This is a genomic window from Pseudomonas sp. TE3895 (assembly GCF_056278855.1).
Genome location: NZ_JBWBQE010000001.1, coordinates 4,132,498 through 4,144,734, shown reverse-complemented (window position 1 = coordinate 4,144,734; position 12,237 = coordinate 4,132,498). Strand labels below are relative to the sequence as shown.

Annotated in this window: 11 protein-coding genes and 2 pseudogenes; all 13 read left to right on the top strand. The window is 55.3% G+C overall.

Going from position 1 to position 12,237, the window contains the following annotated elements; translation table 11 throughout:
* Positions 1-10: 10 nt before the first annotated feature.
* Positions 11-706, top strand: coding sequence for a hypothetical protein (locus ACZ889_RS18615; protein ID WP_088512116.1), 696 nt, complete (start codon positions 11-13; stop codon positions 704-706).
* A 523-nt stretch (positions 707-1,229) separates the two neighbouring features.
* Complete coding sequence (locus ACZ889_RS18610; protein WP_476258025.1) at positions 1,230-3,281, top strand: RHS repeat-associated core domain-containing protein; 2,052 nt, start codon at positions 1,230-1,232, stop codon at positions 3,279-3,281.
* 13 nt (positions 3,282-3,294) lie between these two features.
* Positions 3,295-3,825, top strand: coding sequence for a DUF4303 domain-containing protein (locus ACZ889_RS18605; RefSeq protein ID WP_231138372.1), 531 nt, complete (start codon positions 3,295-3,297; stop codon positions 3,823-3,825).
* Between the two features lie 115 nt (positions 3,826-3,940).
* Entirely contained in the window at positions 3,941-4,066 is a 126-nt protein-coding gene (locus ACZ889_RS18600) for a hypothetical protein (protein WP_014756626.1), read from the top strand.
* 162 nt (positions 4,067-4,228) lie between these two features.
* Positions 4,229-4,639: an NTF2 fold immunity protein gene (locus tag ACZ889_RS18595; protein WP_231138371.1), complete on the top strand. Its 411-nt coding sequence runs from the start codon at positions 4,229-4,231 to the stop codon at positions 4,637-4,639.
* A gap of 298 nt (positions 4,640-4,937) precedes the next feature.
* Positions 4,938-5,753: pseudogene (locus ACZ889_RS18590) on the top strand (HNH/ENDO VII family nuclease); the annotation flags it as partial.
* A gap of 98 nt (positions 5,754-5,851) precedes the next feature.
* Positions 5,852-6,637, top strand: a complete 786-nt coding sequence (locus ACZ889_RS18585; protein WP_014756631.1) for a hypothetical protein — start codon at positions 5,852-5,854, stop codon at positions 6,635-6,637.
* Positions 6,638-6,706: 69 nt separating this feature from the next.
* Positions 6,707-7,117 (top strand): immunity 22 family protein, encoded by a 411-nt coding sequence (locus ACZ889_RS18580; RefSeq protein ID WP_180690013.1) that lies wholly within the window; start codon positions 6,707-6,709, stop codon positions 7,115-7,117.
* 348 nt (positions 7,118-7,465) lie between these two features.
* Entirely contained in the window at positions 7,466-7,843 is a 378-nt protein-coding gene (locus ACZ889_RS18575) for a hypothetical protein (RefSeq protein WP_014756635.1), read from the top strand.
* A 55-nt stretch (positions 7,844-7,898) separates the two neighbouring features.
* Positions 7,899-8,006 (top strand): annotated as a pseudogene (locus tag ACZ889_RS18570) (sugar-binding protein); the annotation flags it as partial.
* 172 nt (positions 8,007-8,178) lie between these two features.
* On the top strand, positions 8,179-9,354 hold the full coding sequence (locus ACZ889_RS18565) for a M20 aminoacylase family protein (protein ID WP_004374190.1): 1,176 nt from the start codon (positions 8,179-8,181) through the stop codon (positions 9,352-9,354).
* A gap of 83 nt (positions 9,355-9,437) precedes the next feature.
* The gene (locus tag ACZ889_RS18560; RefSeq protein WP_180690014.1) at positions 9,438-10,748 is read left to right on the top strand and encodes a citrate-proton symporter; all 1,311 of its coding nucleotides are present in this window, start codon (positions 9,438-9,440) and stop codon (positions 10,746-10,748) included.
* A complete protein-coding gene (locus ACZ889_RS18555; protein ID WP_476257667.1) occupies positions 10,745-12,202 on the top strand; it encodes an amidase in 1,458 nt (485 codons plus the stop codon). Before ACZ889_RS18560 ends, ACZ889_RS18555 begins: the two co-directional genes overlap by 4 nt.
* Positions 12,203-12,237 lie beyond the last annotated feature (35 nt).

The window sequence follows — 12,237 nt, the reverse complement described above, 5'->3', positions numbered from 1 at the left end:
GAAAAATTAGATGATTACTCTTGATGATATTTTGCAAGATCTCAGTGTTGAATTTTCTGGCCGTAAGTTGTGCTTCGATCTCAAAGACATCCCTCAAGATGTCGTCTTGCCCGCAAGTTGGGAGGGTTTTGGGCTTGGTCTTGATCTTGCGCCTGTATATCCTGAAGGTTGGGATTCATTTTTAAATGAGTTTCCAACAACGCTCGCGCTATTCAAGGACTGCTTGCTGGGCACCGTATTATTGATAGATGCTGAGATTGAAATGGTGTATGTCTTTCATGATGGCGCCAGTTTCTACTATTATGTAGGGGGGAGGCCTGTGGAAAGGACTGAGGCTGGGGAATTCAAGCACCTTCCCAGTAGGCTTCAAGATTTTTATCGTGAAGTGCATGATGGGTACACTTTCTTTCCGGCGCGCTCAATGGGGCCGCAATGCCTTAGTGACCAGTCACGTGTTTCCGACTTAGTTGATGAGGAGGACGACTCTTTTGCTGATAAGTGGATTACGGTATTCTCGAATGGCGCCGGAGACTATGTCGCGGTAGAGGCCGATAAGCAAGATGATACGGAAGGCTTGATATGGTGGCATGAAGATCCTGTGACTCCAGAAATGGGGATTGATATTTTTGAAGTTATGGATGCATGGATGGCAATATTCCTAGAGGATACTAAGTCTCGCAATGAGTTGATAGTTAAATTTCATTGATTATTGTTAATTATGGCGATGCTGAGATGTTTATTAAACTACTGGCTTCGCTCCGTTTTCAATGTGCCGTGATTTTTCTTGCTTGCCGAAGCCAGGGGTGACATTGGCTACGGCTCGAACAGAGAGTGCCGTAAGGCCGCAGTCTGTTCGCGCGCGCCACCATTGGTCGTTTTATTATCAAGCTCAATCTGGAAACCCATTAGCAATTCACCTGCGACGATGGCTTCGTGCTGTTGTTTTGACATAAGGTTTAATTGGTTCGTATGCTGTGTGGTTTTGTTTTTTAAAAATTGTTAGTGTGTTATCGCTTGGGGAGAGCTATCATTTTCTTGCAAATTCTTAGTTTTTACGTCATTTGACTAACTTAACTAATGCACTGAACAAGACCACCACGCTGGAGCGCAAGCCCGACGGCGAAGTGCTGCGCATCAGCCACCCGGACGGCACCACGGAAAGCTTCACCTACAACGTCTACGGTCAGGTGCTCAGCCACACCGACGGCAAGGGCCAGACCACCCGCCTGATGCGCACGGCCCGCGGCCTGCCGAGCAGCCGCCAGGATGCCAAGGGCCAGCGGGTTCGCTACGAGTACGACAAGGCCATGCGCCTGACCGCGCTGGTCAACGAAAACAACGCCACGTACCGCTTTGCCTACGACGCTTCGGACCGGCTGAGCGAAGAAGTGCGGGTGGATAACCTGACCCGGCGTTTCAGCTACGACGTCGGTGGCCATCTCACACGACTGGATGAGATTGGCTATGGCGAAAGTGCCGAGCGGCCCGAGCGCCATACGCTGTTCGAGCGTGATGCCATTGGCCGTTTGGTCGCCAAGATCAACCGTGATGCGAGCCAGACATTCGCATACGACGACGGTGACCGGTTGCTGAGCATCGAGCGGCAACCGACCGGGATCGGCAAGCAGCTTGGGATCACGGAAGAAAAGCTGGAGTACACCTACGATCTGCTCGGTCGGCTGACGAAAGAAATCACCCCTGACGGCACGCTCAGCTACGAGTACGACCCGCTCAGCGACCTGACCACGCTGACCCTGCCGGATGGCCGCAAGGTCAATCACCTGTACTACGGCAGCGGCCACCTGCACCAGCTGAACCTGGATGGTCAGGTGATCAGCGACATGGAGCGCGATGACCTGCACCGCGAGGTGTACCGGACCCAGGGCAAGCTCACCAGTTGCTTCGGTTATGACGCCATGGGGCGCAAGGCCTGGCAGTTTGCCTCGACCTTGCCGGCCGACAAGCTTTCGCAGGTGCACAACACCGGCATCAATACCTCGTTGCTGGTCGAGCACGCCTACAACCCGATCCACCGCCGTTACCAGTACGACCCGGCCGGTGAACTGGTGCGCACCCTCGACAAGCTGCGTGGCGAGATCAAGTACGAATATGAAGCCAACGGCCAGTTGCGCAGTCGCGATACCGGCTCGTTGATCGGCAGCGAGGAGTTCCGCTACGACCCGGCAGCCAACCGCCTGGACTTCAATGCGCGGCAATTCGACAAGGTCAAGGACAACCGGATCAAACAGTGGCGGGACCAGGAGTACCGCTACGATCCGTGGGGCAACCTGATCGAGAAGCGCTCGGGGCATAGCAAGCTGCAGCACTTCAGCTATGACTGCGAGAACCGGCTGGTGCGGGCGGAGACGTTGGTCAATGGCAAGCTGGAAAGCCGAGGCGAGTACCGGTACGACAGCCTTGGGCGGCGGGTGGCCAAGCAGGCTGAAATCAAGGGCGAGGTCGAACAGAAGCGCTTCCTCTGGCAGGGGCTGAGGATGCTGCGGGAGGAAACGCCTGCGAAGAGCATCTTGTACCTGTACGAGCCGGGTAGCTATGCGCCGTTAGCGCGGGTCGATCAAGTTGAAGGGGAAGAGCAGAAGGTCTATTACTTCCATACGGATCAGATTGGTACGCCGTTGGAGTTGACGGACAGTGAGGGCAAGATTGTTTGGCAGGCGACGTATCGGTCTTGGGGTTCGATAGAGCAATTGGTTGTCGATGATGTCGAACAAAATTTACGCTTCCAGGGGCAGTACTCAGATAATGAAACTGGACTGCAATATAATACTTTCAGGTACTACGACCCTGAAATAGGCCGTTTCAATAGCCAAGATCCCATCGGTATATTAGGTGGTTGCAATTTTTACGGCTACGCTAGCAACCCCGTCAGTTGGGTAGATCCATGGGGGCTTTGTGCTGACAAGGACTGGGGCGCTTATTACTCGAGCAGGACGGGTACTCGCCCACCAGTTACCATGGAGAGACCTCATGCTCACCACATAGTATTCAAAGGTGAGTTCGCCCGCTCTCCTGCAATGCAGAAGGCGCTTGAGCGTAGTAGGGCTGTTCTCTCGAAGTATAAGATTGATCCCGTACATGATACATCTGCGATGATGTGGGCTGAAAACCAAGGCCACACCATTGCAAATGCAAGAATGGTAGCTAGTAAGCTGGAGGCTGCAGATAAAGTAATCATGGCGCAAGATATGTCTTTTAGTAAAGCTGTTGCTGCCATGAAAGGCGAGTTGCAAAAAATTGGTGTAGAAGTTTTTGGTGGATGAACAGGAGAGCGCAATGAATTGGCATGCATTAGAGAGCACAGCTTTAACCTTAGTTACGAAAGCTCTGCAAGATTTGAGTGCGGAACATCCGGATGAGCAGTTCTACGCTTGCGCGCTTTATACGGATAGTAGCGCTATGACCATGGCGGTCGCGGTTAATTCCGTTGAGGCACTCGAGGAGAAACTTGAGGGGGAAGGTGAAGAGGAGCGTGAAGAGCTGATGCCCTACTATAAGTGGGCTTCTTCGGAATGGAAATACGAGGGGTGGAAGGGGGAGTATTTCAAAGATGTTTGTAAGGACCTGAGAGAGGCAAGTGATCGAAGCGATATCTCACGTTTTAAAGAAAAGCTGCACTCCCTCATGGTCAATATTTTAAGTTCTCTGCGGAGGGAAGGTTTCTTCACCTCCTTCAAGATTCAGGAGCCAATTCTCTTTGTCACCGTTACGGATGATGATAATGCAGAAGAGCTTGAAAATAAAACAGCTGAACTTCTCAATTCTTCAGAAAAATATAACTATTTTATCAGAAGGTTTGATGGTTGAGCGCTGTTGCTGGGGCGCATAATGGCGGGCGGGCTTCACAAAATCGGGAACATAGTATCGAGCATTAACATTCGGCTTTGAATTTAGTGAGAGCGCTCACGGCCAGCTGAGCGCGGTGATCAACTGCAACGGCGACACCGTGCGCAGCTTCAGCTACGCCGACGGCTTGACGGTGACCCACAGCGACGCGCTGGGGCTGGGCTGCCACTACCGTTGTCAAACCCAGGGCGGCAAGCCGTGAGCCCACCACCGCGTGGTCGCCTGCCGCGACTACGGTGGCGAACTTTACGCCATCGAGCTGGGGGGCGCGACCGACTTCCATAACCTATGACGTGTATCGTCAAGGTGAGAAAATCCTTGAAGGTATTTTTGCGAATTAAAATGACTAAGGGAAAATGTAGTTATGAATCCTCCTAGTGAACTAGTAGCCTTCATGAGGGAAATGAACTGCTGGGAGACTGAGTTCTTTGACCAGCGTAAAAAAAACATGGCTCATGGGATAGAAGATTCTCAGCTAAAAGAAAAGTATGCAAAACAACTTGAAGAGATACTTGATAAATATGTCGTTAAGGATAAGTCTAACTATGGGCGGCTTGTAGATCTTGGGTGCACTAAACCTGCCGCTTATGATCCTGCCACTGATGAGTTAGAGGTTTTGGATGGGGGTGGAAAAACGCTGACAATTCAAGTGCGGCAAACTAAAGGTGCTGAAACATGCTCCAAGATGTATTTAGTGTCTAAAGATGGTGTCTGGAGAATAAAGAAAAAAGAAGTTTTAAGTTTTGATGATAAATGGCGCCGCTCGCCACTGTAAAGTTTCGTGCTTTTGGTTTGGTAAGAAGGTTAATTGGTTTTTTGCTGCAAGCTTTTGTTTTTTAACAATTAATATTATGTAGTCGCTTGGAGAGAGCTATCATCTTCTTGCAAATTCTTATTTTGTATGTGATCAGACTGCCGTAACTAATGCGCTGAACCAAACCACGTCGCTGGAGCGCAAACCCGACGGCGAAGTACTGCGCATCAACCACCCGGACGGCACTGCGGAAACCTTCACCTACAACACCCTTGGTCAGGTACTGAGCCACACCGACGGCAAAGGCCAGACCACCCGTTTGCAGCGCACCTCGCGCGGGCTGCCAAGCAGTCGCCAGGACGCCAAGGGTGAGTGGATCCGCTATGAGTACGACAAGGCCCTGCGCCTGACCGCACTGGTCAACGAGAACAGCGCGGTTTACCGCTTTGCCTATGACGCGTCGGACCGGCTAAGCGAGGAAGTGCGGGTGGATAACCTGCCCCGGCGTTTCAGCTACAACGTCGGTGGCCATCTCACACGACTGGATGAGATTGGCTATGGCGAAAATGCCGAGCGGCCCGAGCGCCATACGCTGTTCGAGCGTGATGCTATTGGCCGTTTGGTCGCCAAGATCAACCGTGATGCGAGCCAGACATTCGTATACGACGACGGTGACCGGTTGCTGAGCATCGAGCGGCAACCGAGCGGGATCGGCAAGCAGCTTGGGATCACGGAAGAAAAGCTGGAATACACCTACGATCTGCTCGGCCGGCTGAGCAAAGAAATCAGCCCTGACGGCACGCTCGGCTACGAGTACGACCCGCTCAGCAACCTGACCACGCTGACCCTGCCGGATGGGCGTAAGGTCAATCACCTGTATTACGGCAGTGGCCACCTGCACCAGCTGAACCTGGACGGGCTGGTGATCAGCGACATGGAGCGCGATGACCTGCACCGTGAGGTGTACCGGACCCAGGGCAAGCTCACCAGCTGCTTCGGTTATGACGCCATGGGGCGCAAGGCCTGGCAGTTTGCCTCGACCTTGCCGGCCGACAAGCTTTCGCAGGTGCACAACACCGGCATCAATACCTCGTTGCTGGTCGAGCACGCCTACAACCCGATCCACCGCCGTTACAGCAAGCAAGGCGAAATTTTGATGTTTGAGCATCCATATAGTGCCTATGATACGAAGTCTATACTTGATGATTTGATTTCTGGAATATAGGTGATTTTATGTCCATTGCGTTAGCTTTATACGGCATTGAAGGCGTCACCCCTAGATTGGCTATGAAGTTTGCCAAGCATTATTTTTCTTGTCTGAATTTGTCGATTACAGGTGCGGCTTATTTTAAATATCTGAGCAATGGGGGTCATGTCGGTGATCATGATTTGGTAATGGTAGATATGACCGAGCTCGAAGAAAAAATAAACAACGGTCTTGCTACTGCTTTTAGAGTATACAACGAGGCGGTAGGTGCTATCCCATGGTCTGCATCCTTCGGTTATACTACGAATGATTTTGGCGGCTTCTATCATTTTGATGGTCAGTGCTCTGGCGATGTTATTGAGCTAGAGCGCATGATAAAATTTATTAAGGACGTTTGTGCTGATATTACAGTGCAGTATGGGATGATCTATAAGTGCGACAGGATAAGTAAAGCATTTAGTTATGCGGCTGGCAATAACATGGTGACGATGTATCCTTGTGAAAATTCATCTGCGTTCAAGAAGAAAGTTTCCGGCAGGTTTCAGGGGCGAGAGCGCTATAAAGAATCTCTCTTGAGAATGGTTTACCCCGTTAACATAATAAGTAATAAGCATTTAGAGGTTGACGTTGGCGGGATGTTGCTGAAAGACTGGATTGGTGATGGTGCGGGGCGAGGATCACTCGAAGCTTTAACCTCTTCTACATGGTTGTGGTATGTACAGGTCGATCAGCTTGAAGACGTAAATAAGTCTTTGGGTGAGGCGGGAATTCTAATTTCGTGGAAGAGGCTGGAAGTCAAAAAGCGTTTTTGAGTTGTATGGGGTAAATGTTGGTGGCTGCTATTTCGCTTGTCACAGCAAGCACTTGAGCTAGGAGCATAAATGGATTCTTATGGTATTGAGCGGTATGAAAAAATTCATGTTTGGGTAGGGACAAACTTCTCTTCGGAGGATGACTACCTAAAGTATTTTGAATTGGACTATTCTGTGGGGTCGGATGATCCAACATACAAGGTTTGTGGGTTTTGCAGAGATATTGGTGTGAGATGGTATGACGAGGATTTCATAGGAATTATACAAAGGAAAGCGGAGGAGGTTAGTTTAGATGAAATCTTGGTTGAATCTGCGGTTGACTCCAGATCTATTGAGGGCTTAAAGGCAGAGTGTTTGAGGCTTAACATTACTAAGGCTAATGCAATTTTTTGGTACTCCGATGGTGGTACGGATATTTCCAAGCCTCTAAAGGCTAACTATAATGGCTTGAAGTATGCAGGGTTATATGAAGGTGAGTGATAAGCTCGATATGGATCTCGAGGCGCCTGGGATTGGCGTTCTGTGTCTGCTTTTTAGTGATCAGATCTGTGAGTTAAATAAGATCAACTCTGAAATTGCCCGCGGAATATTCTAGGCTGGATAAAAGTATGAATGACTTAAAAGATCTTGAAAAAATATCTGGAAATTGAATCGCGAACTGAGGAGTTCCTGTCTTCTTGTTTGTCTGAGGCTTTATACAGATCGAATAGTAATAAGCAAGGGGTCGCTATATGACGTCAGTCCATATGAAATCGAGCGGGCCGAATTTAAAAAAGGGAAAGCGTTGAAAAAATTCCAGCTCATGTAAAGAATACTCATCTGTATCATTTGGATGAGAATGATAAAGTTGTTTTTTTGGAGATTTATGGGCAATCTGAAAATATCATAAATAAGAAGTTCTATCTCTATGGCGGCGGATGTATTGAGCGGGTCCATTTTGCCAGCGCCGGAAAACTTAGGAATATTTTGATTTCATTGCTTGAAGAGGGAGCGGTGGTGAAAGATATGAACTGGGGGCAGTACGGATGCAGTGAGTCAAATTATGTCTGCGCTGATAATCGCCTAGAAAAAATACATGTTCGGCAAAAAGAGCATATTGGATCTGCATTTAGTGACTTCGAAGTTAGTTTTAAATGTGAGTCCGGCGAGTTGGTGAGCATAATAAATGTCTTCCCTAATGGTTATGAAGAACAGCGATTGCCTTGATGTAAATGCAAGGCCCAGACCTCACGGTTGCAGTGTAGTTCGTGTGAACAGGGGCCAGGACGCCAAGGGCCAGCGAGTTCGTTACGAGTATGACAAAGCGCAGCGCCTGACCGCACTATTCAACGAAAACAACGCCACGTACAGCTTTGCCTACGACTCCAGCTCCACACCCATTCCGCTTCTCCCCCCCGACTGGTTCCGCTGGGCGGAACCACATTCGTTTGTGATCCCGCGTCACTCGCGCTTATCTGTGAGCCAAGCACGACCTGCCTCACCTGTCGTGACCTGAAGGCGAACAACAAGAACGGGAAACCACCCGCGCGAGGAGACTCCACATGTCCCGACATCAGCATATCCAGGCCTGGCTCGCCGACGTGGCCAGCGACCTGCACGCGATTCGTCACGATATCCACGCTCACCCGGAACTGGGCTTTGAAGAAAGCCGCACCTCGGCATTGGTCGCCCGACTGCTGGAGGCATGGGGCTATGAAGTGCACACCGGTATCGGCAAGACCGGCGTGGTCGGCGTGCTGCGCAATGGCAGCAGCCCCCGCCGGCTGGGCCTGCGCGCCGACATGGACGCGCTGCCCATCCACGAAGCAACGGGTGCGGCATACAGCAGCCAGCACCCAGGCTGCATGCACGCCTGTGGTCATGACGGGCACACCACCATGCTGCTTGGCGCCGCACGCTACCTGGCGGCCACCCGGCAGTTCGACGGCACGCTGACACTGATCTTCCAGCCGGCCGAGGAGGGCCAGGGCGGTGCCGAGGCGATGCTGGCCGACGGCCTGTTGGAGCGCTTCCCATGTGATGCGCTATTCGGCATGCACAACATGCCAGGGCTGCCGGCCGGGCACCTGGGGTTTCGTGAAGGGCCGATGATGGCTTCGCAAGACCTGCTGACGGTGACCCTGGACGGGGTGGGTGGCCATGGCTCGATGCCGCACCTGACCGTCGACCCGCTGGTGGCGGCCGCCAGTGTGGTGATGGCGCTGCAAACCGTGGTGGCGCGCAATATCGATGCGCAGGAGGCGGCAGTGGTCACCGTCGGCGCGTTACAGGCCGGCGAAGCGGCCAACGTGATTCCGCAACAGGCGCTGTTGCGCCTTAGCCTGCGCGCACTGAACGCCGAGGTGCGGGCGCAGGCCCTTGAGCGGGTGCGGGCAATCATCGTCAGTCAGGCCGAGAGCTTTGGCTGCCGCGCCAGCATCGAGCACCGCCCGGCCTACCCGGTGCTGGTCAACCATGCCGCTGAAAACGCCTTTGCCACCCAGGTAGGGGTCGAGTTGCTGGGCGCCCAGGCGGTGGATGGCAACACCCGCAAGCTGATGGGCAGCGAAGACTTCGCCTGGATGCTGCAGCGCTGCCCGGGGGCCTACCTGTTCATCGGCAATGGTGTATCCCGGCCGATGGTGCACAACCCGGCCTACGACTTCAACGACGACATCCTGCTGACCGGCGCCGCCTACTGGGGCGCGCTGGCAGAGCGCTGGCTGGCACCTGCCTGATTGTCCCTTTTTGACCACTGCCGCTGGAACCCGGGCGCGACTGCGTCTGGGCGATCACCCAATCATTGTGTGGAGTGTTCCCTATGCAGACTTCGAGCACCGGCGTGTCGCGTACCCGGCAAGTGGTGGCCGCCGTTATCGGCAACGCCCTGGAATGGTATGACTTTATCGTGTATGGCTTTCTGGCCAGCATCATCGCCCGGCAGTTCTTCCCGTCCGACGACGCGTACGCCTCGCTGCTGATGGCCCTTGCCACCTTCGGCGTCGGGTTTTTCATGCGCCCTGTGGGCGGCGTGCTGCTGGGCATGTATTCCGACCGCAAGGGCCGCAAGGCGGCCATGCAGATGATCATCCGCCTGATGACCGTGTCCATCGCCATGATCGCCTTCGCGCCCGACTACCTGGCCATCGGCATGGCTGCGCCGCTGCTGATCGTGGTGGCGCGCATGCTGCAGGGCTTTGCCACCGGTGGTGAATACGCCAGCGCCACGGCGTTTCTGGTGGAAAGCGCGCCTGCCCACCGCAAGGGCCTGTATGGTTCGTGGCAATTGGTAGGGCAGTGCCTGGCGGTGTTTTCCGGGGCGGCAATGGTGGCGTTGGTTACCCACCTGTGCTCGCCTGAGGCGCTGGACAGCTGGGGCTGGCGCATCCCGTTCGTGCTGGGCCTGCTGATCGGGCCGGTCGGGCTGTGGATTCGCAAGCATATGGAGGAGCCTGAGGCGTTTGTCGAGGCGCGTCGCCATGCCAATGGCCAGTCGCCCGGCCTGTGGCAGGTGCTGCGTGAACACCGGCGCAGCCTGCTGGTGTCGATGGGGTTGGCCTGCGGCGCGACGGTATCGTTCTACGTGGTGCTGGTGAACATGCCGACCTTCGCCCACAAAAGCCTAGGCCTGCCGCTGGACCAGGTGCTGCTGGTGCAGATGCTCGCCGTGGGGCTGATGACCCTCGTGATTCCGTTGTCCGGGGCGCTGTCTGACCGGCTGGGGCGGCGCCCGGTGCTGATGGCCTTCACCCTGGCGTTCTTCGTGATGGTTTACCCACTGTATGTGTGGGTGGCCGCTGCGCCTTCCCTGGAGCGCCTGTTGGTCATGCAACTGCTGTTGTGCACGGCCATCGGTGGCTTCTTCGGCCCGGCACCTACTGCCCTGGCCGAACAGTTCCCGGTCCAGGTGCGTTCCACCGGCGTGTCGGTGGCCTACAACGTGGCGGTGATGGTGTTCGGTGGCTTTGCCCCGTTGATCGTGACCTGGCTCACCCAGGTGCTCGGCACCCCAGTGGCGCCGGCGTTCTACGTGCTGTTTGCCTGCCTGCTGACATTGCTGGGCACCTATTGCCTGAAAGAAGCACCGCGGGCAGTCAAGCCTGCCGCCTTCAACCTTGGAGTAAAACCGTGAAGCCGCTAGCCATCGACCCCATTGTTGCCCTTGATGCCGAGGCACTGTCCCAGGCCATCCATGCCCGCCAGTTGTCATGCCGGGAGGTGATGCAGGCTTACCTGGGGCATGTCGAGCGCTTCAATCGGCAGGTCAATGCACTGGTCTCGCTGCGCCCGGCCGAAGTGCTGCTGGCCGAGGCCGAGACGCGTGACCGCGAACTGGCCTGTGGTCATTCGCGCGGCTGGATGCATGGCATGCCGCAGGCAATCAAGGACCTCGCCGCCACGGCCGGGCTGCGTACCACGCTCGGCTCGCCGCTGTTTGTCGAGCAGGTACCCGAGCAGGATGCGATCAGCGTGGCGCGGGTGCGGGCGAGCGGGGCATTGATCATGGGCAAGAGCAATGTGCCCGAGTTTGGCCTGGGCTCGCAAAGCTACAACCCCTTGTTTGGCACCACCACCAACGCCTACGACCCGTCGCGGGTGGCGGGTGGCAGCAGCGGTGGGGCTGCAGCGGCGCTGGCCATGCGCTTGCTGCCGGTGGCCGACGGCAGCGACATGATGGGCTCGCTGCGCAACCCGGCGGCGTTCAATAACCTGTTCGGCCTGCGCCCATCGCAGGGCCGCGTGCCGTATGGGCCTGCGCCCGAGCTGTTCGTGCAGCAGCTGGCCACAGAAGGGCCGATGGGCCGCAGTGTGGTCGACGTGGCGCGGCTGCTGTCGATACAGGCGGGTGTTGATGCCCGGGCGCCGCTGTCGCTGAGCGAAGGCCGGCGCGATTTTACCGTTGGCTTGCCGCGCGATTTTCGCGGTGTACGGGTGGGCTGGCTGGGCAACTACAACGGCTATCTGCCGATGGATGACGGGGTAATGAGCCTGTGCGAGTCGGCGCTGGCCGACTTTGCCAAGCTGGGCTGCCAGGTCGAGGCCTGCCAGCCGGCATTCGACCTGGCGCGCTTGTGGCAATGCTGGCTGACCCACCGCCACTTCCTGGTGCATGGCAACCTCGGCGCAGCCTATGCCGACCCCGGCAAGCGCGCATTGCTCAAGCCCGAAGCACAGTGGGAGGTGGAAGGTGGCTTGCAGCTGAGTGCGGCGGCGCTGTACCAGGCTTCGTTGGACCGCAGTGACTGGTACCGCGCCATGGGCAAGCTGTTCGAGCGTTACGACTTCCTGCTGTTGCCCTCGGCCCAGGTGTTCCCTTTCGATGCACGCCAGCCATGGCCAACGGTGGTCGGGGGGCGGCCAATGGACACCTACCACCGCTGGATGGAAGTGGTGATCGGGCCGACCCTGGCCGGTTTGCCGAGCATCAGCGTGCCGGTGGGGTTCAATGCTGCCGGGTTGCCCATGGGCCTGCAAATCATAGGCCCGGCGCAGGCCGACCATGCCGTGCTGCAGCTGGCGTATGCCCATGAACAGCTCACCCGCTGGGTGGTGCGCTGCCCGCCACAACGCCTGCTTGCGCCATGAAAGCACGGGCAGGCGCGGATCTTGCTGGCTATCCT